The sequence below is a fragment of the Lentzea flaviverrucosa genome (assembly GCF_003350445.1).
In the GTDB taxonomy this organism is placed as follows: domain Bacteria; phylum Actinomycetota; class Actinomycetes; order Mycobacteriales; family Pseudonocardiaceae; genus Lentzea; species Lentzea californiensis.
In genome coordinates this window covers 116,493-138,496 of record NZ_QQAU01000018.1, presented here as the reverse complement: position 1 = coordinate 138,496, position 22,004 = coordinate 116,493, and the positions used below count along the sequence as shown (strand labels likewise).

Here is a 22,004-nt window from a genome sequence, read left to right as displayed (position 1 = left end):
AACTACGGACCCTCCCGGCATTCCACACCCGGCTTTTGCTGGGAGGGGGTGAGCGAAGGCTCGGTGGAACCGGTCTCCGGGTTCGGAGAGCCGTTGACGGGCGGCGTGTTCGGAGTGCTGGACGGAGTGCTCGGCGTCGTCGACGGCGTCGTGCTGGTCGACGAGGTGTCCTTGCACAGCGGCAGCATGTGCTCCGTGCGCAGCAACCGGACCGCGGCGCGGGCGCCGTCGAGTCCGTTGTCGCTGCGGATGCCCGCGGTGATGGTCTTCCGGCCGGCTTCCTGCAGGTCGTTCAGCGTGATCGGGGTGCAGCCCGTGGATCCGGGCGGGCACGAGTCCTCGACCTTGGACGACAGCTTGAAGCCGAGCACCGAGCCGTTGAGGCCGCGGAAGATCGCGACCTGGCCGGTCTCGGTGGCGCCGACGTAGAACTGGGTGTTGAGCCACAGCTTGCCGCCGACCGCCACGACACCGGTCAGCAGGAGGAGCACGAAGATGATCGCGAACGCCTTGATGGCGTTGCGCTTCTTGCGCTTCGGGTCCTGCGGAGGTGGTGGCGGTGCGTCCATCCGCTGCGGCATCGGCGGGCGCTGCTGCGTGAGCGCGCTCGCCCGCGACGCCGCGGAGTCGGGCGGGGTGTTGTGCTCCTCGCTGCCGTCGCCGGCCGCGCCACCGAGGATCGGGTAGTCGTCGCCGAAGTCGACGTCCTCGACGTCCGCCACGATCACCGTGACGTTGTCGGGGCCGCCGCCCTTGAGCGCGAGCTCGATCATCCGGTCCGCGCAGGCCTGCGGGTCGGGGATGCGGATCGCCTCGTCGAGCGTCTCCAGGCTCACGACGCCGGACAGACCGTCCGAGCAGAGCAGGAACCGGTCGCCGACGCGCGCTTCGCGCACCGTGAGGCTGGGCTCGAAGTCGTGCCCGGTGAGGGCGCGCAGCAGCAACGAGCGTTGCGGGTGCGTGGCGGCCTCGTCCGGGGTGATCCGGCCCTCGTCGATCAACGACTGGACGAACGTGTCGTCGTGCGTGATCTGCGCGAAGGAGCCCTCCCTCAGGAGGTACGCGCGCGAGTCGCCGATGTGCACGAGCCCGAGGCGGTTGCCCGCGAACAGGATGGCCGTGAGCGTGGTGCCCATGCCCTCCAGGTCCGGGTCGCTCGTCACGAGCTCGGAGATGGCGCCGTTGCCACTCGCGACCGCGTCGCGCAGCTTGCCGAGGAGGTCGTCGCCGGGCTCGTCGTCGTCGACGTGCGCCAGCGAGGCGATGACCACCTTGCTCGCGACTTCACCGGCGGCGTGGCCACCCATGCCGTCGGCTACTGCGAGCAGGCGGGGGCCCGCGTACACGGAGTCCTGGTTGTTGGCGCGAACCAGGCCCCTGTCGCTGCGGGCCGCGTATCGAAGAACCAAGGTCATGAGCGCAGCTCGATCACCGTTTTGCCAATGCGGATCGGGGTGCCGAGAGGTACGCGCAGGGGTGCGGTGACCTTGGCTCGGTCTAGGTAGGTGCCGTTCGTGGAACCGAGGTCCTCCACGTACCAGTCGGTACCGCGCATGGACAGCCGCGCGTGCCTGGTCGACGCGAAGTCGTCGTCCAGCACGAGGGTGGAGTCGTCAGCGCGGCCGATCAGGATCGGCCTGCCGTCGAGCGAGATGCGGGTGCCTGTGAGCGCCCCGTGGGTGACCACGAGTTGCCGAGGTGCCTTGCTTCCCCTCGCCGGCTTCTCGGACCTCCGGAATCCGGGCAGACCTGATGCCCGGAGCCCTGAGGCTGCGTAAAGATCAGAGCGGACCACACGTAGGGCGGCCAGCACAAAGAGCCAGAGGAGCACGAGAAAGCCCGCTCTGGTCAGCTGCATCACCAGCTCTGGCACCGGTTGTAACCGCTCCTGCCTTGAGTTGCTTACCGACGCCCGTATCGACCTCTAGCCCGCGGTGCGGAAAACCAGTGACGAGTGGCCGATGCGGACGACGTCGCCCTCCGCGAGCTGCCAAGTCTGCACTGGCGTGCCGTTCACCGTGGTGCCGTTTGTCGAACCGAGATCAGCGAGCATCGCATTCTGCCCGTCCCAGGAGATTTCCAGGTGGCGCCTGGAGACCCCGGTGTCCGGGAGGCGGAAGTCGGCTTCCTGCCCACGACCTACGACGTTTCCACCCTGCTTCAGGTTGTACGTCCGGTTGGATCCGTCGTCGAGGTGCAGCGTCGCGTTGAGCTGACGGTTCGCGCCCTGGGTGGCCGGCGGGGCGTATCCGCCCTGGTTGTAGCCCTGGTCGTAGCCGCCCTGCTGGCCGTAGCCCTGCTGCTGGCCGTAACCCTGGTCATAACCGCCGGCGGGCTGCTGGCCGTAGCCCTGGTCGTAACCGCCGCCCTGCTGGCCGCCGGCGTAACCCTGGTCGTAGCCCTGCTGGCCGTAGCCCTGCTGCTGGCCATAACCCTGGTCCTGGCCATAGCCCTGCTGCTGGCCGCCGCCGTAGCCCTGGTCGTAGCCCTGCTGCTGGCCGTAGCCCTGGTCGTAGCCGGTGGCGGGCTGCTGGCCGTAGCCCTGGTCGTAGCCCTGCTGGCCGTAACCCTGCTGGCCGTAGGCCGGGTCCTGTCCTGGTTGGCCATAACCCTGCTGCTGGCCGTAACCCTGCTGGTCATAGCCCTGCTGCTGGTCGTAGCCCTGCTGGCCGTAGCCGCCCTGACCATAAGGGTCCTGGGCGGGCTGGCCCTGTCCTTGTCCGTAGCCGGGAGGCTGGCTCATGGGTCGGTCTCCTGCGGTGCGAGGTGGTGCTGACCGTCGGCTGGCCGCTTTCACGTCGGGGTCGACGGACGAGCTGGTTCGGAACTGTCCGGTGTGCAGCGCCTCGGAGCGCTCCAGGGAGACTACGACGTCACCATAGGTATCCCATCCGGACTCGGCCAGGTGCTCTCGCAGGCCCTCTGCGAGAAGCTGTGTGATGCGTAGTTCATCCTGCTCGTCGCCCGCAAGTCGTTCGTGGTCCTGAGGCCCGAGCAGCACCTTGTAGTGGTTGGGGGCTAGCAGTCTGCCACCCGCGAGCTCGCGGATGTTGCTGTCACCCTCCCGATGCAGTGCCTGTGCCACCTCTTGGGGCACGACGCTGCCGCCGAACACGCGCGCGAAGGTGTTGCCGACCAGACCTTCGAGCTTGCGCTCGAAGCGTTGCAGGCCCATGTCGACTCCTTCCGTTCATGCCGATCGGCCCGGGCTCCTGTACCGATCGTATCCGGGTACGACCAGCCCTACAGGGGGCGATTAGGAACCTGGTTTGGACGCGTGCTAGTGTTTCCAACGTCTCCAGGGGCAAGTGGCGGAATGGCAGACGCGCACGGTTCAGGTCCGTGTGTCCGAAAGGACGTGGGGGTTCAACTCCCCCCTTGCCCATCGAAAGACAGATGGAACCCCCCTCGCGGAATCGCGAGGGGGGTTCTTTCGTTGATCGGCAGTATCGGATTCCTTGATCTACCAGGTGATGTCTGTCACTCGTTCGGGGGGCGCCATGTGGGCGATAGCGGCTGCCGACTTCGGCGCTGAACTCGAACTCGTCGAGGTTCCCCGGCCCACGCCAGAACCAGGTCAGCTCCTGGTCCGGCTGTTCGCGGCGAGCGTCAACCCGTTCGACCGCAAAGTCGTGAACGGGATGCTCCGCGGTTCCGCTCCTCACCAGTTCCCACTCGTTCCCGGAACTGATGGTGCGGGTGAGGTGGAAGGTTCCGGAGAGAGGATTTTCGGCACGTTCTTCCGCCGTCCCGTCGGCGGCGGAACATACGCCGAGTACGTCACAGTTCCGGCCGAGAACGCGTTGGCGCCGTTGCCGGAAGATCTGGATCCCGCCGTCGCCGCCGCATTGCCGACCGCGGGTATGACCGCTTTGCAGTTGGTCGAGTCACTGGGCACCGCGCAATCCGTGCTGATCGTCGGTGCCTCGGGCGGCGTCGGGTCGTTCGCCGTCCAGATCGCGCGTGCGGCGGGCAAGCGGGTCATCCCGATCGGCCGCGGCGACTCCCTCGTGGAGGCCGACGCGCTCATCGACCTCGTGAGCGCCGACCGTTCGTCGTTCGAGGCGAACGCGCGTCACGCGCCGCTCGCCTTCAACACCAACTACGTTTCCGCTGATCCGGGGCAGAACTTCGGCCTGAAGGGGTCGCGGGACATGTTGGTGCGACTGGCGTCCATGGTGCAGTCGGGTGACCTGGAAGTACCGATCGGCCGACGCGTGCCGTTGCGCGAGGCGACCGACGTTTTCGCAGGTCACGAGCCCGGCAAAACAGTGATCATCATGTAGGTGGTCGTTCTGGCGCGGTGAACGGTCGGCGGACGGTGACCGGTGCCGCTGACCGGCTTTTTGCCCACACGCCTGGCGCACACACCCTGAGCAGCCTTTTTGGTGCGTCCATCCGGATTAACGTCACCCAGACGGCAGCACAGCAGGACCGAACTCCCCTCGCCACTCCTCGACCGGTCACCGACCGGTCGGCGCCGTCGATCGCAGGGGGTCCTGTGACCTGGGGGCGGGCCGCGCGCTTCCTGCTAATTCTTATGCCAGAGCACGAGTCGAAACGCGGCGGATCTCCCGCCGCGGGTGACGAGGAGGCACTGGCGTGAGCAGCACCCCAGCAAGGATCGCGGCGCTCGACAGCTCGAACGGTCTGTCGACCACCCCGGTCCCGGTTCCGGAACTGCCCGCGTCCGTCGAGGAGCTGGCTGCCGCTGCGGCGATCCGCCTCGGCTGGCACGGCGTGGTTCTCCCCGAAATGGTCCTGATGGGCCGCAAGGTCGTCGTCGTGGCCGAACTCCTGGCCGACGCCCACGCCGAGCGCGTGTGCGTGGGTGCGGGCCCCGAGGCCGACAAGACCACCGTCTCCACGTGGGTGTGGCCGGAGATGGAAGGCCGCGTTCCCCCCGCCGCGGTGCGGATCGTCGGCGTCCTGGCCGTCGCCCGTCACTGGAGGACCGCCCTCGCTTCCGCCGTCCCCTTCGCCCGCTACGGCAACGCCGCGGTCGTCCTGCCCGAGTCGGTCGCGTTCTCGCACGACTACCTCGCGAACTGCCTGCCGCGCGTGCGCCGCTACGGCGTCTCGGTGCTGCTGGCCGACGACGAGAAGGACCTCTCGGTCGACGTGTCCGGCCGCCAGGAGAACGCCCCCTCCGAGGACACCGCCATCACCCGCTGGGTCAACGAACTGGTCTACGAGCAGGTGCTCGCCACCGCTTCCTGATCTACGGTCGGGCCATGCGAGTAGTCATAGCCGGCGGACACGGGCAGATCGCGCTGCTTCTCGAGCAGCAGCTGGCCACCCGTGGAGACGCCGCCACAGCACTGGTCCGCAATCCCGACCACTTCGCCGATGTGCAGGAAGCCGGAGCCGTTCCGGTGTTGTGCGACCTGGAGTCCGCTGATCTGGACTCGGTCGCCGCGTATTTGAACGGTGCTGATTCGGCCGTGTTCGCCGCTGGTGCCGGCGCCGGATCTGGTGCCGCCCGCAAGGACACCGTGGACTACGGAGCCGCTGCGCTCTTCGCCTCTGCCTGCGTCGAGGCCGGGGTGCGGCGGTTCCTGCAGGTGTCCACCGTCGGGATCGAGTCCGCGGACTCGCCGTCGGTGGACCCCGAGTTCGCGGTGTACCTCAAGGCCAAGAAGCTGGCCGAGGACGACCTGAAGCCGCGTGACCTCGACTGGACGATCCTGCGGCCGGGGCCCCTGGTGAACGACGCGCCGACCGGGCTGGTCACGCTGGCCGAGTCCCGGCTACCGCGGTCGTCCGTCACCCGTGCCGACGTCGCCGCCGTGCTGGCCGAGCTGCTCAACGCTCCCAACACGATCGGCAAGACGCTGGAACTGGTGAACGGCGAGACGCCGGTCGCCGACGCCGTTCGCGTGATCCTTTAGGGCGATACACGCCCTAGCCGAGCACGCGGTCCAGGTAGGGGTTCGTGAACGTCCTGCCTGGATCGACCTCGTCCCGCACCCGCAGGAAGTCGTCGAAGTGCGGGTACAGCGGACGGAGCTCCGTCGCGGTCAGGTCGTGCATCTTGCCCCAGTGCGGGCGGCCGCCGACCGACGCCGCGATGCTCGCGTACGCGTCGAAGAAAGCCTTGTACTGCATGCCGAGTGCCTGGTGCATCGAGATGTACGCGGTGTCGCGGCCGTTCGCCGTGGAGAGCCAGATGTCGTCGGCCTGGGCGACGCGCACCTCGCACGGGACGATCAGGTGGTCGCGCTCTCCCAGCTTGGCGGCAACGGCCTGGAGTTCGCGGATCACGTCCATCAGCGTCTCGCGGGGGATCGAGAACTCGGTCTCCACGAACCGCACGCGCCTGGGCGTCACGAAGACGTTGTGCGAGTAGTCCGAATAGGACCGCTCGGAGATCAGCGAGCCGCAGAGTTCGTTGAGGCGCCTGGTGTAGCGGGGGAAGGTCTTGGCGACCTTGGTGACCGCGCCGAACGCGGCGTTCTCCATGACCTCGTACTCCCAGGCCTGGCGGAGCTTCGAGAGCGGGCGCGCGGCTTCGGTGATCCTGTTGTTGCGCTTGAGGATCACGCGGTCGGAGTGGGTGAACCAGTGGAACTCGACGTGGTCCTCCACGGCGCAGAGGTCGTCGAACTGCTCCAGCACGGCGTCGAGGCGGCCCGGGGCTTCCTGGGCCTGCAGCACGAAGGACGGGACGCAGCGCAGGGTCAGGGTGCTGATGACGCCCAGCGCGCCCAGGCCGACGCGGGCGGCGTTGAAGAGGTCCGGGCGTTCGGTCCGGGAGCAGGTGACCACGGAGCCGTCGGCGAGGACCAGTTCCAGCGCTTCGATGGCGGTGGCGAGGACGCCCAGTTTTCCGCCGGTGCCGTGGGTCGAGGTGGAGACCGCGCCGGCGACGGTCTGGGCGTCGATGTCGCCCAGGTTCGGCATCGCGAGGCCCAGGCGGTGGAGGTCCGCGTTGAAGACGCGCAGGGGAGTGCCGGAGCGGACGGTCACCAGCCCGCTTTCCGCGTCCGCGCGTACGATTCCGGTCCAGCGGTCCAGGTCGAGCGCGGTTTCCGGGGCTACGGCGATGTCGTTGAACGAGTGGCCGCTGCCCCGCGCGCGGACGCGGCCGCCGGAGAGGACGGCTGCGGCGATCTCGTCCGTGCTGGACGGGTGGACGACGCGCGCAGGCGTGCACGAAGCCGTTCTAGCCCAGTTCGTCCACACGCGAACCTCCACGAGAGAGTGTGACCTGCGAGTAACGTAAGTGAAAGCTCTTCACGTTTCAAGGGTTCAGGACGTACCGTCAGAGCATGCGCCGAACTCGACTCGATGCCGCGACGAAGGACCTGGATCCTCCGTTCGCGATCGTCGACCTGGATGCCTTCGACCACAACGCGGCGGACCTCGCCCGTCGCGCTGCCGGTCATCCGATCCGGGTCGCGAGCAAGTCGATCCGCGTGCGCGAACTGGTGAGCCGGGCGCTCGAACGGCCCGGTTACGCCGGCGTCATGTGCTACTCGCTGGCCGAGGCCCTGTGGCTGTCCGAGCAGAACGTCACCGAGGACCTGCTCGTCGCCTACCCGACCGCGGACCGCGCGTCGTTGCAGAAGCTCGCGGCCAACGAGACCGCGCGCCAGCGCGTCACGATCATGGTCGACTCCACCGAGCACCTCGACTTCGTGGACGCCGCGATCGGGCCGCACGCCGACATCCGGGTCTGCCTGGAGCTCGACGTCTCGTGGCGACCGCTGCCCGGCGTCCACATCGGACCACGCCGTTCGTCGATCCACACGCCACAGCAGGCCAAGGCGCTCGCCGCGAAGATCGTGCAGCGGCACGGTTTCAAGCTGGTCGGCGTCATGGCCTACGAGGGACAGATCGCCGGCCTGGGCGACAACCCGCCGGGCCAGCCGCTGCGTGCGATCGGGATCCGGCTCATCCAGAGCAAGTCCGGACCAGAACTCGTCGAACGCCGGACCGCCGTGGTCACCGCGGTCCGGCAGGTCGCCGACCTGGAGTTCGTCAACGGCGGCGGCACCGGCAGCCTGGAGCTCACCGGCTCCGACCCGTCGGTCACCGAGCTCGCGGCGGGCTCCGGCCTCTTCGGACCGACCCTGTTCGACGGCTACCAGGCGTTCAAGCCGGAACCGGCGGCGCTGTTCGCGTTGTCCGTGGTGCGCAAGCCGACCAAGCGGGTGGCCACGCTGTTCGCCGGCGGCTACATCGCGTCCGGCACGCCGACACCCGACCGCCAGCCGTCGCCGTACCTGCCGGCCGGCCTGAAGACGCTCGGCCTCGAAGGCGCGGGCGAGGTGCAGACGCCGGTCACCGGCAAGGCGGCGGAGCAGCTGCGGATCGGCGACCGCGTCTGGATGCGGCACGCCAAGGCGGGTGAGCTGTTCGAGCGGTTCGACGAGGTGCACCTGGTGCACGGTGACCGCATCGAGCGCACCGTGCCCACGTACCGCGGTGAGCGCAGGAACTTCGGCTAGGCGGGCAGGCGCGACGACAGGTAGCCCCTGACCAGCGCCCTCGCCTCGGTCAGGATCGCCTGGTCGCCCGTCGGGTTCTTCCGGAACGCCATCTTCATCACGGCGTCGGCGGCCTCGACGGCGATCGCGATCGGCAGCTGGACCTCGTTCATCGGGATGCCGAACTTGCCCGAGATCAGCTCCGAGATCTTGTCGGAGATGACGGCGTTGTTGTCGCGGCGGTCGTCGAGCAGGCGCATGTCGACGACGTCGCCGAAGTGCAGCTTCCCGAACGCCGGGATCTCGCGGTGCATCGTCACGTAGACGTCGAACACCGTGTCCACGGCGTCCCACCAGTGCTCGAGCGTCGCCTGCTCGAGCCGTTCGGTGATGCCGAGGGAGAACTTGTCGACGTTGCGCAGCGTCAGCGCCTGCACGACGGCTCTTTTGTCAGGGAAGAACTGGTAGAGCGAACCGACTGCCACGCCCGCTCTCTCCGCGATCAACGTCGTGGTGACGCCGTCGTAGCCCACCTCGTCGATGAGGGTCGCGCAGGCCTCGAGCATGCGCTCGACTCTCTTGGCGCTGCGCTGCTGCACGGGCTGACGGCGAAGCGGGGTGGTGCTCGTCACGGCGACTCCCAGTAGTTCGGGTACTTCCATCTTGCCTGTTGTACGGCTCTTTCACTTCCCTGAACCTGTCAACACGCCTACGATCCGAACAAGTTTCACATTTGGAGGATCGATGAGCGACTTCCTTTGGGGAGTGTCGACGTCCGCGTTCCAGATCGAGGGCGCGTTCGACGCTGGCGGCCGAGGCCCCTCCGTGTGGGACGAGTTCTCTCCTGTACACGAGAACCAGAACGCTTCCGTTGCGTGCGACCACTACCACCGGTGGCGTGAGGACGTTGCGCTCATGACGCAGCTCGGCGTGAACGCGTACCGGTTCTCGATCGCGTGGCCGCGCATCCAGCCGTCCGGCAAAGGACCTGTCAACGCCGAGGGCCTCGACTTCTACGACCGCCTGGTCGACGCGCTCGTCGACGTCGGTATCGCCCCCGTCGCGACGTTGTACCACTGGGACACCCCGGCGGAACTGGAGGCCGAGGGCGGCTGGCTGACCCGGGACGTCGCCGACCGGTTCGCCGACTACACGGCGCTGGTCGCAGACCGGCTCGCCGACCGCGTGAAGCTGTGGATCCCGATCAACGAACCCGCGATGGTGACGTTGCAGGGCTATGCGATCGGCGAGCACGCTCCCGGGAAGGCGTTGCTCATCGACGCGTTGCCGACCGCCCACCACCTGAACCTCGCTCACGGCCGTGCGGTCGAAGTGCTCCGCTCGTTCAACGCGCAGGCCGTCGGCACGGCGAACAACCACACCCCCGCCTGGCCGGTTGGGCCGAATGACGTAGCAGCCGCCGAGGCCTACAGCGAAATTCACAACTGGATCTACGCGGACCCCATGTTGTCGGGCCGATATCCCGACGCAGTCGCCGAGCTTCTGCCTATCGCCGATGGTGACCTGGCCACGATCCACCAGCCGCTCGACTTCTACGGCGTGAACTACTACAACCCGACGCGGCTCAGGGCGCCGTCCGAGGGCAACCCGCTGCCGTTCGAACTGGTGGAGATCGACGAGTACGAGCGCACCGGGTTCGGCTGGCCGATCGTGCCGGCCGGGTTGACCGAGATGATCACGACGCTGCGCGAGCGCCACCCGGACCTGCCGCCGGTGTACGTCACCGAGAGCGGCTGCAGCTTCCCCGACGAGATCAACGACGCCGAGCGGATCTCCTACCTCGACGGACACCTCAAAGCCGCGCAGGATGCGGACGTCGCCGGGTACTTCGTGTGGTCGCTGCTCGACAACTTCGAGTGGGAAGCCGGGTACTCGCAGCGGTTCGGCCTGGTCCAGGTCGACTACGAGACGCAGGCACGCACGCCGCGCGACTCGTTCCACTGGTACAGAAAGGTGATCAGCGGTGAGTGAAGCCCTCGCTGAGCCGGTGGTGCGGGTTCGCCGCGGCTGGATGGCCTGGCTGTTCTGCGCGAACCTCGGGTTGTGGCTGGCGGTCTACGCGCCGATCCAGGTGCTGCTGCCGCAGCAGGCCGAGATGCTCGACAAGGCCGACAAGGAGCTGGTGTTCGGCATCGTCACCGGCTTCGGCGGCCTGGTGTCGTTGCTGGTCGTGCCGTTGATCGGGTTCCTGTCCGACCGCACGACCTCGCGGTTCGGCCGTCGCCACCCGTGGACGCTGGCCGGTGCCGTCATCGGTGCCGTCGGTCTCGCCGTGCTCGCCAACGCGCCGTCGGTCGTCGTGATGACCATCGGCTGGTGCCTGGTGCAGGCCGGTATCGGCGGCATGCTCGCCGCGCTGACCTCGGCGGTGCCGGACCGGGTGCCGGTCGAGCAACGCGCCCAGGTCGGCGGGCTGATCGGCATCAGCCAGATGCTCGGCACGGTGCTGGGCGCGGTCGTGGTGACGCTGCTGGTCAGCGGACTGACCGCGGGCTATCTGGCGTGCGCGGTCATCGTGCTGGTCGGCGCCGTCTTCTTCGTCCTGCGCACACCGGACACACAGCTCGTCGTGAAGCCGGTCAAGCCGACGTTCTGGATCTCGCCCAGGCAGAACCCCGACTTCGCGTGGGCCTGGGGTGGTCACCTGATGATCAACCTCGGCAACGCGTTCGGGACGCTCTACCTGCTCTACTTCCTCGGCGACGTGGTCCACCACGAGTCGCCGGAGGACGGGCTGCTGGTGCTCATGGCGCTCTACGGGGTGGCGCTCGCCGCAGGAGCGGTGCTGTTCGGCGCACGGAGTGATCGTTCCGGCCGCCGCAAGCCGTACGTCTACGGTGCCGCGGCCGTGATGGCGCTGGCGGCGCTGATCCTGGTGGTCTGGCCGACCTGGATCGGCGTGCTGATCGCGTCCCCGCTGCTCGGTGTCGGTTTCGGCACGTACTGGGCCGTCGCGATCGCGCTGCTCACGCAGGTGCTGCCGACCGCGTCCGACCGGGCCAAGGACCTGGGCGTGCTCAACGTGGCCAACGCGTTGCCGCAGGTCATCGCCCCCTTGCTGACCGCGTTGATCCTGGCCAACCTGGGCGGTTACCGCGGTCTGTTCGCGGTCTCCGCGCTGGCGACGACGCTGGCCGCGGTGTTGATGAGTCGAGTGCGATCGGTGGTCTGATGCAGCTGTCGGGCAAGGAAGTTCTGGTCACGGGGGCGTCCCAGGGGATCGGCGCGGAAGCGGCGTTCCGCTTCGCCGCTCACGGCGCGCACGTCCACCTTGTGGCCAGGAGCGCCGAACTGCTGGATCTGCAGGTCGAACGGATCAAGGAGTTCGGTGGCTCGGCGACCGCTCATCCGGCGGATCTGTCCGACGCCGAACAGATTCGAGCACTCGCCGAGGACGTTCCGGCGCCGGATGTGCTGGTCAACAACGCGGGCGTCGGGCGCTGGCTGTTCCTCGACGACACGTCGTCCGACGAGCTCGTCACCATGACCGCCGTGCCGTACATGGCCGCGTTGCTGCTGACCAGGGAGTACCTGGGCGCCATGCGGTCGCGCGGCTCCGGCTGGATCGTCAACGTGAACTCGCCGGTGTCACGGCTGCCGATCCCCGGCTGCGTGGGCTACCAGTCGTCGCGGTGGGCTTTGCGCGGCCTCACGGCCTCGTTGCGCCTCGACCTGCGCGGAACCGGCGTCGGGATCAGCGAAGTGGTGCCCGGCAAGGTTTCCAGCGAGTACTTCACCAACAACCCCGGTGCGGAAGAGCGCATCCCGGCGATCGCCCGGCTGATGATCCCCACGGTCACGCCGCAGCAGTGCGCGAAGGCGATCGTGGACGCCGTGGAGAAGGAACGCGCCGAGCACCTGTTCCCGTGGCAGCTCAAGGCGTTCGAGATCTCCGGCCGGCTGTTCCCGGGCCTGACCTCGTACCTGGCCTGGAAGACGGGCACTCACCGCTAGAAGCAATGAAAACGACCCTCGTCTGCGCGGGAGGTGCAGACAAGGGCCGTGGTTGGTGACCGCGGACCGGCGACGGTCGGGGAGGGAAGGTGCACGTCACCGGCCCGCGGGAATCTGTGGAGTTGTAAAAGCTGACCGGGGCCCGCGATGTCGCGGTCGGGGGTTCGCACATCGCGGGCCACCGGTCAGTAGGCGGTTTGCAGACCTGGTCGTGTCGGGGGGACGCCAGGTCGGTCGCAAACGCCCGTTAGTGGGCTCGAGCCACCGCGCGGCGGGACCGGGTGACAGGAGGAGTCACCGGGGCCTCGCGCAGATGGCGAGCCGGGCGCGGGGCGAGTCCGCCCGCGACCAGGTGTTCGTACGCGGCGCGCCACACCGAGCAAGGTGACTTCTGCTGGCGCCAGCGGCCGGAACATTCGGGGCAGTTGCCCTTCTCGTCCGGCTCGTGCGCTGCCAGCAGAGCACGCCATCCCTCGGTCAGCCGAGGGAGCTCGGATCGAGCCACCGACAGGAGGGACGGGGCGTCCGCGCGGCTCGCCAGCTCAGTGAGCAGGTCGAGGCGTTCCCACACAGCGTTGCGAAGAACCTGTCCGAGGATCGCGTCCATTGAACGTCACCGTCACCTTTCCGCCTGGTCGGCGGCTTCGCGTAGCACGGCCCTGAGCTGTACGAGCTGGTCGTGGGACAAGACTGCCGTCTCCCCGGGAGGGCCTACCAGGACCACTTGGCCCTGAACGACCTTCACGGTGAGCTGGCGGTCCCGGTCGACCACGTCGCCGCAGCTGATCTGCCACGTCCGACGTTGCCCGGTCATGCCGCGCCATGTGGATTCGGTGTCACCCGTCTCCACAATGGAGGTGGAGCCTGAGGAGGAGCTGTCCACTATTAGGTCGTTCCTCTCCGTGCTCACTCGCTTACCGGAATCCAGATTGCGATGATTCATCCCGGAACGGGACGTCACAGCGCTGACCGGTGGAAGTCTTACGGTGAGCGGTAAGCGGTGTTCGGCAGAGCCGATCAGCTCCGCCGAAGAGGACTTCTCGGGCTCGGGGACCTGCCCCTAGTCTGCCGATGACGCCCAACGGACTGTGAGGGTGCGCGATGAACACCATGAGTTCCCAGGGCTCTCCTATCCCCACCGAGGTGTGGGACCACCAGGAGATGCGGGACGCACTGGCCCGACGAGAGATCAGCTCGGTCTACCGGCTGCTCCGAAGGCACGGCGTGTCCCAGCGCCAGATCGCGGCGCTCACTGGGCAGTCGCAGTCCGAGGTCTCGGAGATCCTCAAGGGACGCCAGGTGATGGCGTACGACGTCCTGACGAGGATCGCCATCGGCCTGGGTGTCCCACGTGGATACATGGGTCTCGCCTATGACGAGACAACGGCAGTACGGGTGGCCGCGACCGCGGACTCACCCCATCCTGAGGAGGACGAGTCGGTGAAGCGTCGGAAGTTCCTCGCGCACGCCGCCGCCGTGACAGTGGGCGCGGCCGTGTTCGGAGCGGACTCCGGGTCGTGGGTTTCACACCCCACACAGACTCCGGCTCCGGGACGCATCGGGATGACCGATGTGCGCCAGGTCGAAGCGGCGACGCGGGCTCTGCGTGCCCTGGACTACCAGTACGGCGGCGGTTCCTGCCGCGACGCGGTGGTCGCCCAGCTGTCCTGGGGACAGCAGATGCTCGGTGCGAGCTCCACGGACATCGTTCGCCAGCGGCTCTTCGTCGCCTTGGCGGACCTGCACAACCTCGCCGGCTGGACGTCGTTCGACACCGGCCTGATGGACTCGGCCCGCAACCACTTCGGTCAGGCGCTCGACCTCGCGAAGCAGGGCGAGAACGAGGCGCTGATGGCGAACATCCTGTACCGCATGGGCCGCGTCTACTTGCACCAGAACGCCCCCGACGACGCGCTGAAGGTGTTCCAGCTGGGCCAGCTGGCCGCGCAGAACTCCGGTTCCGAACTGGCCGTGGGCATCCTGTGCGCCAACGAGGCCTGGGCCTACGCGAAGATGGGTTCCGACGAGCAGGCGCTCAAGCTGCTCGGCCGCGCCCGGGACGAGTTCTCCCGTTCGAACATCGCCGAAGCGCCCGCCTGGGCCCGGTTCTTCAACGAGATCGACCTCTCGTCCATGATCGGCACGGTGCACACGGAGCTGGCCCAGACGGTGGACGCCAAGTACACGAGGACCGCGATCCCCGCGCTGTCCAAGGCGATCAACAACTTCGGCGACGAGTACGCCCGCAGCCGCTCGTTCAACCTCACCTCGATGGCGATCAACCACCTGCTCGAGGGCGACATCGACCACGGCGCCAAGATCGGCCGCCAAGCCGTTGACCTGTCGGAAAGCCTCAAGTCGGTGCGCACCAAGCAGCGCATGGAGCCGCTTCGCCAGGAAGCCGACAAGCGCCGCAACAACCCCGAGGCCCGCGAGCTCGCCGACCGCGTCGCGCGGTTCACCGGCACCGAGTCGGCCGCCTAGTCCCCATCTCGTTTGGGTCCTATAGCACCCCTTTTGGATGGCGTGGGACACGAACCGGTAACGCCAGGACCTTCGCACACGAATGCAGCATCGACGGGCGAGAAATCCACGCCTAAGGTGCGGCAGGTCGGGGCGAAGGACGAGGTGCGGCGCGTGAGCATTACTCGGAGGTGGCGTTCCAAGAGAGCGCTGCGGTCCGCGCAGTTGCTCGACGAGGTGGTGGACACCCAGCTACCGCTGCTGGCGGGCTTCGACGAGGAGCGCAGGAGACGGTCTGCCGACTACCTCGCCGAGCTGGTGGCGTTGGCCCAGGACTACCGCTACTACGCCAACGGCTGGATCGACAGCCGTGAGCTGGACCGCCGCGGCCAGCGGACGATGAACCGGCTGGCGCGGATGCGTGAAGAATCTTCGGCCCGACTGATCACCGACTAGTCCGTTCGCGCGCAGCTCGTCGTGCCGATCGGACCACTCGCCGAGTCCAGTCGAAGTCGTGAATGTTTCACGTTGAACATTCGGCCGTTCTCACCAGGGCACGGTCCCGGTGTGGTCGAACAGGCCCCCGGTCGGACCGTCGTCGGGCAGCGTGGCCAGCCTGACCGCGGTCCTCGCACCGTCCTCCGGCGTCTCGTGTCCCTGGAAACCGTTGAACTCGGTGGCGACGTAGCCGGGACAGGCACCGTTGACCTTGATGCCGGTGAGCTCCTTGGCGTACTGGACGGTGATGGCGTTCAGGAACGTCTTCGACGGCGTGTAGACCCCGTTGACGTCACCCAACTCCACACCAGGCGTGGTCTGCAGGGCCAGCGAGGAGAGATGGCTCGACTGGTTGACGATCCGCGGCCGCGCCGACCGTCCGAGCAGCGGCAGCATCGCGTTGGTGACCCTGACGACGCCGATCACGTTGGTCTCCAGCACCTCCCTCAGGCTCTCCGCCGTCGTGGCCGAGGGCGCCATGGGCCACGGCCCCGCGATCCCCGCGTTGTTCACCAGCACGTCGAGACGGCCGAACCGTTCGTCGAGCAGTGACACGGCGGAAGCCACGCTCTCGTCGTCGGTCACGTCCAACGGCACAGCGAACGCGTCAACGCCGTTCGCACGCAGTTCCGCCACCGCTTCCTCGCCGCGTTCGCGGTTCCGTGACCCGACTCCGACGCTGACGCCCAGCGCCCCGAGGCCTGCCGCGATCTCGTATCCGATGCCCTTGTTCGCGCCCGTGACCAGCGCAATCGTCTGTTCGCCCATGCATTCGATCGTGGTCTGGAACGCCGGTAGAACCAACATCACTTCGGTGCCGCAGCGATACCCGGCCGGTATGGATACCGTGGTGGGGTGGAGACCCGAGAGCTCCGGTACTTCGTGGCGGTCGCCGAGGAGCTGAACTTCGGCCGTGCTGCCGACCGCCTCGGCATCGCCCAGCCACCGCTCTCGCGGGCGATCGCCCAGCTCGAACACCGGCTCGGCGTCGAACTGCTGACCCGGACCAGCCGCAGGGTCTCGCTCACCGGCGCCGGTGAGGTGCTGCTGGAAGAGGGCAGGGCGATCCTCGGCGCGGTCGCGGCAGCCGAACGGCGAACCCGTGCGACTGCGGCCGACCGGCCGTCGCTGGTGCTGGCCGCCAAGGCCGGCAGCTCCGGTGAGGTGCTGGCGAAGCTGCTCGACGCGTACGCCAACGAGCCCGGAGCGGTGCCCGTCGAGCTCCTGCTGTGCGAGTCGAACACCCATGTCCCGCTGCTCGACGGACGGGCCGACGTGGCGTTGCTGCACGAGCCGTACGACCCGACGACGGGCCTTGACGTGGAGGTCCTGACCACCGAGGGCCAGGTAGCGGTCATGCAGGCGGCACACCCGCTTGCCGGCAGGTCCCAGGTGCGCGTGGCCGACGTCAGCGCCCTGCCGGAACTCGCGCGCTGGCCCCGCCGCGACGGCACCTACCCGGACGGCGCCGGGGCCGAGGTGCGCAACCTGACCCAGCTGTTCCAGCTGATCGAGCTCGGCCGGGCCGTCGCCGTCCTGCCGGAGGTCACCCGCAACGGGCTGGCCGAGGGGCTGGTCGCGGTTCCGATCGCCGACGCACCTCAGGTGACGACGGTGATCGCGTGGCCGCCGCACAGCCGGTCACGCGCACTCGCCGACCTGGTCAGGGTCGCGACGGGCTTCAGCTGACCGGAGCGCGGCTCAGCACGACGGCGAGCCCGAAGGCGACACCCATGATCGTCACTTCCAGGATCGCCCACTGCACGATCGCGGTGACCTTGTGCTGGGAGATCTTCGGCAGCAGCCGCCACCGGACGTGCGCGCCGAGCACCGCGATCAGCCCGGCGCAGACGGTCTTGCCCAGGAACAGCAGCCCGTAGCCGGTGGTGAACAGCGACTGCGGGAACGGCACGACCGGGTTGAGGACCAGCTCCAGCAGCCCGTTGAACAGGCCCGTGACCGCGACGACGACCAGGCTGACGGTCGCGATCTTCGAGAACCTCGGCAACGCGATCGCCAGCAGTCCTTTGCGGTAGGCGACCAGCGCCATCAACGCGCCGAGCCCGCCGGTCCACGCCGCAGCGCCCAGCACGTGCAGCTCCATGGAGACCATCGAGTAGTCGTGGTACTTCCAGTTGGAGGCGTGCCCGGTCACCGGGATCGGCAGCAGCCCGAACATCGAGACGAGGATGCGCAGCTCAGCGGGTACGGACTCGCCGCTGCGCACGGCCATCACGCCGACGACCAGGTAGACGAACGCGCAGGCCGCGCTGAACAGCAGGCCCTTGCCCGCGCCGACGTTCGCGATGTAGTCGATCGCGTTGGCGACGCTGACGTCGCTGCCCGGCCGCAGTTCGGCGGCCTGCAGGATGATCGCCGTCAGTGCGGTGACGACCCAGACGGCGGCGGCGATGACCGCGGCCGGCCGGGCGATGCGCATGACGGGTTCGGTGTGCGTGGGCCGGTCGAAGCCGAGCAGCTTCGGCAGGATCGACAGCCCGACGACGATCGTCGCCGAGACGTCGAGCAGCACCCGTGTGACCGGCAGGCCGTACCGGACCGCCGCCCCGGCGTCGACGACCCCGGCGACCACGACGGGTGGTGCCAGCACGAGGCCGAGCGCGATGCCTCCGAGTGCGCCGAACACGAGTCCGGCGAGCACGCGGTAGTGGGTGGGGGCGGCGGTCCGGACGTCGCTCATGCCTTCGCGCCTCCGCCTCGCAGGGCGAAGAACACGCCACCGCCGAGCAGGACCACGGCGCCGGCGATCCAGACCCAGATGGGCAGGCCGTCGCCCGAACCCGAGTCGCCGGACGCGGCATTGTTCGGCGCCGCGGTGGGCGTGCCCGTGCCGTCCTTGGTGAGCGTGAACGTCAGCTCACCCGAGACGGGGTGGCCGTCCGCGGACAGGATGCGGTAGCCGATCTTGTACTCACCGGCCTTGCCCAGGGCGTTGACCTTCGCGGAGACCGCGGTGTCCTTGATCGTCGGATCGCCGGCGGCCTCGTAGTGACCGCCGTTCGAGTCGACCACCGAGATCGCGTTGATGCCCTGGCCGCCCTGGACGTCCTGGTCGAACGTCAGCGTGACCGTCGAGGGACCGACCTCCAGCGACGACTTGTCCTTCGGGTCGCTGCCGATCAACGCGTTGTGCGCCGCCGCGGGGGCGGCCGTGACGAGCACGGCCGCACCGGCGAACAGGAACGCGATCAGAGCGCGCTTCATGCCTTGCGCCTCGAACGCAGGATCGCGCCGACACCGAAGCCGAGACCCAGCGCACCGACGGCCAGACCGGCGCCACCGAGGTAGCGGGCGGTCTTGTCGGAACCGGCGGACGCCTCGTGCGTGTCGGTGCTGCCGGCGGCCGGGGTCGTGCCGTGGCCACCGTGGCCGTCGTCGCCGGCCTTCTTCGCGGCGAGCTTCAGCGCGGGCGCCGGGTGCTCCGGCTCCTTGCCGTCGGCACCGGCGGCCTGGCTCCAGTCCACGACCTCGCCGTTGTCGTAGGTCTGCTTGGTCGGCAGGAGCAGAGTGTCCTTCTCCGGCAGCGTGCCGAGGGCGACGTAGAACTCCTGGTACTCGTTGACGCCGATCTTCGTGCCGGCCTCCGCGGTCCAGGTGATCGAGGTGAACGCCTCGGTGATCTCCTTGCCGGCGACCGTGACGGGCTTGTCGAGCTTGCCCTTGACCGCCTCGGCCTTCCAGCCGGTCATCGGCCTGGTGCGCACCGAGGTCAGCGGCGTGTCCTGCGGCAGCGTCACCTCGATCTTGGTGGTGCCGGCGTTGTCGCGCTCGTTCGGGACGCGGAACGCGAAGGTCGCGCGGCCGCCCTGGGTGAACTCCGCGGGCTGGGCGCTGACGTGGGCCGACGCGATGGTCGGGGTGCCGAGGACGGCGATTCCGGCAACGGCGAGAACGGCGAGCGTGCGCACGCCAAATCGATTTGTCGACATGAAGTTGTGGCTCCTGATGCCAAAGGGGTCTGCAGAGGGATACGGATGATCAGGAGCCACAGGGCGGGCCACGCCGCCCATTCGCACGCGACGTTTCCAGGTGGTGCGCGTTCTGGAGGTACGGCGTGCCGGTGAACGTCCGCACCGGCGTGGAGACCGGCAGCGGCGTGAGCCTGCGGGGGATCAGGCGGGTGACGGCGGCGAACAGCCTGAACAGGGCGTTCTCGGCGTGGAACAGCAGGATGCCGGTCAGCGTCGCGGCGACGAGGTGCGCCACGAACATCTGACCGGTGAGCGTGTTGTTGTGCTCGTGGTTGACCCAGGTCAGCAGCAGGTGCTGCGCGAGCTGGGCCGTGCCGAGTCCGGCGATGACCGAGAGCTTCCCGGTGCGCTTGTCGGCCAGTGACGCCGCCGCGAACGCGATCAGCACCACCAGCGGCAGCGCGTGGATGAACTCGGAGATCTCGCCGCCGCCCAGCCCGTGGGCGGTGATCGTGAGCGCGGCGGACGTCAGCGCGAGCGCGGCACCCCGAAGGGTGCGCAACTCACTCGTCCGTGTGCTCACGAGGCTTGAGGGTAATCGGAGGAGTTTGGCCAGGTCTATGAGTGGGTATCAAGGGCCGCATGACCGTTCAATGCGACAGGCCGGGCCGTACCGACCGGGTTGTGTTCGGCGTTGCCGCAGGTCTCACGCTTGCGTTCGTGACCTGGGGGATCGTAGGAACAGACTCGCTGGCCGCCGCCTCGAAGGCCGCGCTCGGCTGGATCATCCAGAACCTCGGATGGGCTTTTGTGATCTCGGCCTCCGGGTTCGTGGTCTTCGCCCTGTGGCTCGCGTTCAGCCGGTACGGGAAGATCCCGCTCGGCCAGGACGACGAGAAACCCGAGTTCAAGACCGTGTCCTGGGTCGCGATGATGTTCAGCGCCGGCATGGGCATCGGCCTCATGTTCTACGGCGTCAACGAGCCGCTGACCCACTTCGTCAAGCCGCCGCCCGGCACCGAGGGCGATCCCCTCGAAACCGCGATGGCCACCACGCTGTTCCACTGGACGCTGCACCCGTGGGCGATCTACGCCATCGTCGGCATCGCCATCGCGTACAGCAGCTTCCGCCGCGGCAGGTCCTCGCTGATCAGTTCGGCATTCACGCCACTGCTGGGCCGTCGTGCCTCGTCGGGCTGGGGTCGCGCCATCGACGTGATGGCCATCTTCGCGACCCTGTTCGGCTCGGCCGCCTCCCTCGGTCTCGGCGCCCTGCAGATCGGGAGCGGGCTGGAGGCGGCCGGCTGGGCCGGTGACGTCGGCAAGGGCGTGCTGGTCGCGATCATCGCGATCCTGACCGTGGCCTTCGTCGCGTCCGCCGTCTCGGGTGTCGCCAAGGGCATCCAGTGGCTGTCGAACATCAACATGGTGCTGGCCGTCGTGCTGGCGCTGTTCCTGTTCGTGGTCGGCCCGACGATCTTCATCCTCAACCTGGTGCCGACCGCGCTCGGCGACTACTTCCGCGAGCTCGCGGACATGGCCGGCCGGACCGCCGCCTCCGGTGGCGACGCGACCGAGACGTGGCTGTCCGGGTGGACGATCTTCTACTGGGCGTGGTGGATCTCGTGGACGCCGTTCGTCGGCATGTTCATCGCGCGGATCTCGCGTGGCCGCACGATCAAGCAGTTCGTGGCCGGCGTGATCATGGTGCCGTCCGCGGTGTCGCTGGTGTGGTTCGCGATCCTGGGCGGCACGGCGATCTTCGAGCAGCGCAACGGCGTGGACCTCGCCGGTCAGGCGTCACCGGAGTCGCAGCTCTTCTCGCTGCTCGACCAGTTCCCGCTCGCGGGGGTGGCCGGGGTGATCGTCATGGTCCTGGTGGCGATCTTCTTCGTGTCGGGCGCCGACGCCGCCTCGATCGTGATGGGAACGCTCTCGCAGGAGGGCACCATCCAGCCCAAGAAGCCGGTGGTGATCTTCTGGGGCGTGCTGACCGGTGCCGTCGCCGCGGTCATGCTGCTGGTCGGCGGGTCGAACGCGCTGACAGGGCTGCAGAACCTGACGATCATCGCGGCGCTGCCGTTCATGGTCGTCATGGTCGGGCTGTGCGTGTCGCTGGCCAAGGACCTGCGTTCCGACCCGATGATCAGGCGTGAGGAGCGCGTCGCCGAGGTGATGGAGGAGGTCACCGCGCACCTCGACCCCGGTCAGGTGGTCGAGGAGGCGGCGGTCAAGGCCGTGGCCGAGGTGACAGGCAGGACGCCGGACGTCAGCGCACGTTCAGGCGCCTGAGCAACTCCTGCTCCAGCACCTCCAGATCAGTCCCGACGGCCCGGTGCGCTGCTTTGCGCCGGGCCGTCGGCATGCGTTCGGATGCGCGAACAGCGGCGAGCAACTGTGCCAGCCGGGCCTCGGTCTTCGAAACCCAATCGGAATCTGTTGCCCGCAATGTCTCGAGCGACTCCGAAAAGCCGACAATTCGCGCGTGCAGCCGGGCGCCGTACCCGGAGTACCTGCCGATGTCCGCGACGTCGACACCGAGCCTGCGCGCCCGGTACCTGTCGTACTGCTCGCTCAAAACCCCAGCTCCGCGGGCGATCACCGGAGCCAGCACCGGAATGAGCGCGGGCGCCACCACCTTCGCGACACCGACCAGGTTCTTGGCTCGGCCGGGCGTGAAGCCGGCCTTCGCTTTGCGCGCCAT

Annotated in this window: 24 protein-coding genes and 1 tRNA gene; 12 read left to right on the top strand and 13 right to left on the bottom strand. The window is 68.3% G+C overall.

Annotated features, from left to right (window positions below; translation table 11 throughout):
- Positions 1-2 precede the first annotated feature (2 nt).
- The 3 genes from DFR72_RS39635 to DFR72_RS39625 are packed head-to-tail and all read right to left on the bottom strand — an operon-like array spanning position 3 to position 3,175.
- Positions 3-1,415: a PP2C family protein-serine/threonine phosphatase gene (locus tag DFR72_RS39635; protein WP_090072034.1), complete on the bottom strand. Its 1,413-nt coding sequence runs from the start codon at positions 1,413-1,415 to the stop codon at positions 3-5.
- Entirely contained in the window at positions 1,412-1,873 is a 462-nt protein-coding gene (locus DFR72_RS39630; RefSeq protein ID WP_090072035.1) for an FHA domain-containing protein FhaB/FipA, read from the bottom strand. The genes DFR72_RS39635 and DFR72_RS39630 overlap by 4 nt, the downstream gene beginning before the upstream one ends.
- 51 nt (positions 1,874-1,924) lie before the next feature.
- Positions 1,925-3,175, bottom strand: a complete 1,251-nt coding sequence (locus DFR72_RS39625; RefSeq protein WP_090072036.1) for an FHA domain-containing protein — start codon at positions 3,173-3,175, stop codon at positions 1,925-1,927.
- Positions 3,176-3,302: 127 nt separating this feature from the next.
- Here DFR72_RS39625 and DFR72_RS39620 point away from each other — a divergent pair.
- From DFR72_RS39620 to DFR72_RS39605, 4 genes are all read left to right on the top strand, one after another.
- Positions 3,303-3,385, top strand: a tRNA-Leu gene (locus tag DFR72_RS39620).
- A gap of 115 nt (positions 3,386-3,500) precedes the next feature.
- Positions 3,501-4,286 (top strand): NADP-dependent oxidoreductase, encoded by a 786-nt coding sequence (locus DFR72_RS39615; RefSeq protein WP_090072037.1) that lies wholly within the window; start codon positions 3,501-3,503, stop codon positions 4,284-4,286.
- 316 nt (positions 4,287-4,602) lie between these two features.
- Entirely contained in the window at positions 4,603-5,220 is a 618-nt protein-coding gene (locus DFR72_RS39610; protein ID WP_090072038.1) for a hypothetical protein, read from the top strand.
- Positions 5,221-5,234: 14 nt separating this feature from the next.
- Positions 5,235-5,891 carry an SDR family oxidoreductase gene (locus DFR72_RS39605; protein WP_090072039.1) on the top strand — a complete coding sequence of 219 codons (657 nt, stop codon included), beginning with the start codon at positions 5,235-5,237 and terminating at the stop codon, positions 5,889-5,891.
- A gap of 13 nt (positions 5,892-5,904) precedes the next feature.
- On the opposite strand, the gene DFR72_RS39600 is transcribed toward DFR72_RS39605, so the two are convergent.
- Positions 5,905-7,185 carry a D-arabinono-1,4-lactone oxidase gene (locus DFR72_RS39600; RefSeq protein ID WP_245983838.1) on the bottom strand — a complete coding sequence of 427 codons (1,281 nt, stop codon included), beginning with the start codon at positions 7,183-7,185 and terminating at the stop codon, positions 5,905-5,907.
- Positions 7,186-7,271: 86 nt separating this feature from the next.
- Between DFR72_RS39600 and DFR72_RS39595 the strand changes: the two genes are divergently transcribed.
- Positions 7,272-8,453: an amino acid deaminase/aldolase gene (locus tag DFR72_RS39595; protein WP_090072042.1), complete on the top strand. Its 1,182-nt coding sequence runs from the start codon at positions 7,272-7,274 to the stop codon at positions 8,451-8,453.
- Here the strand turns inward: DFR72_RS39595 and DFR72_RS39590 are convergent.
- Complete coding sequence (locus DFR72_RS39590) at positions 8,450-9,094, bottom strand: TetR/AcrR family transcriptional regulator (RefSeq protein ID WP_090072043.1); 645 nt, start codon at positions 9,092-9,094, stop codon at positions 8,450-8,452. The two genes, DFR72_RS39595 and DFR72_RS39590, sit on opposite strands and share 4 nt — an antisense overlap.
- Before the next feature lie 82 nt (positions 9,095-9,176).
- On the opposite strand from DFR72_RS39590, the gene DFR72_RS39585 reads away from it, so the two are divergent.
- The 3 genes from DFR72_RS39585 to DFR72_RS39575 are packed head-to-tail and all read left to right on the top strand — an operon-like array spanning position 9,177 to position 12,407.
- Positions 9,177-10,424, top strand: coding sequence for a GH1 family beta-glucosidase (locus tag DFR72_RS39585; protein WP_090072044.1), 1,248 nt, complete (start codon positions 9,177-9,179; stop codon positions 10,422-10,424).
- Between the two features lie 40 nt (positions 10,425-10,464).
- Positions 10,465-11,625 carry an MFS transporter gene (locus DFR72_RS39580; protein ID WP_090072252.1) on the top strand — a complete coding sequence of 387 codons (1,161 nt, stop codon included), beginning with the start codon at positions 10,465-10,467 and terminating at the stop codon, positions 11,623-11,625.
- A complete protein-coding gene (locus DFR72_RS39575; protein WP_090072045.1) occupies positions 11,625-12,407 on the top strand; it encodes an SDR family NAD(P)-dependent oxidoreductase in 783 nt (260 codons plus the stop codon). Before DFR72_RS39580 ends, DFR72_RS39575 begins: the two co-directional genes overlap by 1 nt.
- 247 nt (positions 12,408-12,654) lie before the next feature.
- On the opposite strand, the gene DFR72_RS39570 is transcribed toward DFR72_RS39575, so the two are convergent.
- Together DFR72_RS39570 and DFR72_RS39565 are read right to left on the bottom strand one after the other, a co-directional pair.
- Positions 12,655-13,014, bottom strand: coding sequence for a hypothetical protein (locus DFR72_RS39570; RefSeq protein ID WP_030480258.1), 360 nt, complete (start codon positions 13,012-13,014; stop codon positions 12,655-12,657).
- Between the two features lie 12 nt (positions 13,015-13,026).
- Entirely contained in the window at positions 13,027-13,317 is a 291-nt protein-coding gene (locus DFR72_RS39565; RefSeq protein ID WP_090072046.1) for a hypothetical protein, read from the bottom strand.
- Positions 13,318-13,508: 191 nt separating this feature from the next.
- On the opposite strand from DFR72_RS39565, the gene DFR72_RS39560 reads away from it, so the two are divergent.
- Together DFR72_RS39560 and DFR72_RS39555 are read left to right on the top strand one after the other, a co-directional pair.
- Positions 13,509-14,891 carry an NsdA family TPR-like regulatory protein gene (locus DFR72_RS39560; RefSeq protein WP_090072047.1) on the top strand — a complete coding sequence of 461 codons (1,383 nt, stop codon included), beginning with the start codon at positions 13,509-13,511 and terminating at the stop codon, positions 14,889-14,891.
- A 153-nt stretch (positions 14,892-15,044) separates the two neighbouring features.
- Positions 15,045-15,326: a hypothetical protein gene (locus DFR72_RS39555; RefSeq protein WP_090072254.1), complete on the top strand. Its 282-nt coding sequence runs from the start codon at positions 15,045-15,047 to the stop codon at positions 15,324-15,326.
- A gap of 90 nt (positions 15,327-15,416) precedes the next feature.
- On the opposite strand, the gene DFR72_RS39550 is transcribed toward DFR72_RS39555, so the two are convergent.
- A complete protein-coding gene (locus DFR72_RS39550; protein WP_090072048.1) occupies positions 15,417-16,136 on the bottom strand; it encodes an SDR family oxidoreductase in 720 nt (239 codons plus the stop codon).
- Positions 16,137-16,223: 87 nt separating this feature from the next.
- On the opposite strand from DFR72_RS39550, the gene DFR72_RS39545 reads away from it, so the two are divergent.
- Positions 16,224-17,057, top strand: coding sequence for a LysR family transcriptional regulator (locus DFR72_RS39545; RefSeq protein ID WP_090072049.1), 834 nt, complete (start codon positions 16,224-16,226; stop codon positions 17,055-17,057).
- Here DFR72_RS39545 and DFR72_RS39540 read toward each other — a convergent pair.
- The 4 genes from DFR72_RS39540 to DFR72_RS39525 all read right to left on the bottom strand — a co-directional run bounded on the left by DFR72_RS39540 (position 17,050) and on the right by DFR72_RS39525 (position 19,883).
- Positions 17,050-18,069, bottom strand: a complete 1,020-nt coding sequence (locus DFR72_RS39540; RefSeq protein WP_090072050.1) for a copper resistance D family protein — start codon at positions 18,067-18,069, stop codon at positions 17,050-17,052. The genes DFR72_RS39545 and DFR72_RS39540 overlap by 8 nt on opposite strands.
- Entirely contained in the window at positions 18,066-18,593 is a 528-nt protein-coding gene (locus DFR72_RS39535) for a copper resistance CopC family protein (protein WP_090072051.1), read from the bottom strand. Before DFR72_RS39535 ends, DFR72_RS39540 begins: the two co-directional genes overlap by 4 nt.
- Complete coding sequence (locus DFR72_RS39530; RefSeq protein ID WP_342768714.1) at positions 18,590-19,297, bottom strand: YcnI family copper-binding membrane protein; 708 nt, start codon at positions 19,295-19,297, stop codon at positions 18,590-18,592. Before DFR72_RS39530 ends, DFR72_RS39535 begins: the two co-directional genes overlap by 4 nt.
- Before the next feature lie 70 nt (positions 19,298-19,367).
- Complete coding sequence (locus DFR72_RS39525; protein WP_143086972.1) at positions 19,368-19,883, bottom strand: hypothetical protein; 516 nt, start codon at positions 19,881-19,883, stop codon at positions 19,368-19,370.
- A gap of 59 nt (positions 19,884-19,942) precedes the next feature.
- On the opposite strand from DFR72_RS39525, the gene DFR72_RS39520 reads away from it, so the two are divergent.
- Positions 19,943-21,592, top strand: coding sequence for a BCCT family transporter (locus tag DFR72_RS39520; protein ID WP_090072054.1), 1,650 nt, complete (start codon positions 19,943-19,945; stop codon positions 21,590-21,592).
- Here the strand turns inward: DFR72_RS39520 and DFR72_RS39515 are convergent.
- Entirely contained in the window at positions 21,570-22,004 is a 435-nt protein-coding gene (locus tag DFR72_RS39515) for a DUF6474 family protein (protein ID WP_090072056.1), read from the bottom strand. The genes DFR72_RS39520 and DFR72_RS39515 overlap by 23 nt on opposite strands.

Bases quoted from the DNA above. Each gene is read 5' to 3' on its own strand.
- DFR72_RS39575 (WP_090072045.1), top strand. From the start codon at position 11,625: ATGCAGCTGTCGGGCAAGGAAGTTCTGGTCACGGGGGCGTCCCAGGGG.
- DFR72_RS39515 (WP_090072056.1), bottom strand. From the start codon at position 22,004: ATGGCGCGCAAAGCGAAGGCCGGCTTCACGCCCGGCCGAGCCAAGAAC.
- DFR72_RS39615 (WP_090072037.1), top strand. From the start codon at position 3,501: ATGTGGGCGATAGCGGCTGCCGACTTCGGCGCTGAACTCGAACTCGTC.
- DFR72_RS39605 (WP_090072039.1), top strand. From the start codon at position 5,235: ATGCGAGTAGTCATAGCCGGCGGACACGGGCAGATCGCGCTGCTTCTC.
- DFR72_RS39540 (WP_090072050.1), bottom strand. From the start codon at position 18,069: ATGAGCGACGTCCGGACCGCCGCCCCCACCCACTACCGCGTGCTCGCC.
- DFR72_RS39535 (WP_090072051.1), bottom strand. From the start codon at position 18,593: ATGAAGCGCGCTCTGATCGCGTTCCTGTTCGCCGGTGCGGCCGTGCTC.
- DFR72_RS39520 (WP_090072054.1), top strand. From the start codon at position 19,943: ATGACCGTTCAATGCGACAGGCCGGGCCGTACCGACCGGGTTGTGTTC.
- DFR72_RS39635 (WP_090072034.1), bottom strand. From the start codon at position 1,415: ATGACCTTGGTTCTTCGATACGCGGCCCGCAGCGACAGGGGCCTGGTT.
- DFR72_RS39590 (WP_090072043.1), bottom strand. From the start codon at position 9,094: ATGGAAGTACCCGAACTACTGGGAGTCGCCGTGACGAGCACCACCCCG.
- DFR72_RS39595 (WP_090072042.1), top strand. From the start codon at position 7,272: ATGCGCCGAACTCGACTCGATGCCGCGACGAAGGACCTGGATCCTCCG.
- DFR72_RS39560 (WP_090072047.1), top strand. From the start codon at position 13,509: ATGAACACCATGAGTTCCCAGGGCTCTCCTATCCCCACCGAGGTGTGG.
- DFR72_RS39585 (WP_090072044.1), top strand. From the start codon at position 9,177: ATGAGCGACTTCCTTTGGGGAGTGTCGACGTCCGCGTTCCAGATCGAG.
- DFR72_RS39625 (WP_090072036.1), bottom strand. From the start codon at position 3,175: ATGGGCCTGCAACGCTTCGAGCGCAAGCTCGAAGGTCTGGTCGGCAAC.
- DFR72_RS39550 (WP_090072048.1), bottom strand. From the start codon at position 16,136: ATGGGCGAACAGACGATTGCGCTGGTCACGGGCGCGAACAAGGGCATC.
- DFR72_RS39570 (WP_030480258.1), bottom strand. From the start codon at position 13,014: ATGGACGCGATCCTCGGACAGGTTCTTCGCAACGCTGTGTGGGAACGC.
- DFR72_RS39580 (WP_090072252.1), top strand. From the start codon at position 10,465: ATGGCCTGGCTGTTCTGCGCGAACCTCGGGTTGTGGCTGGCGGTCTAC.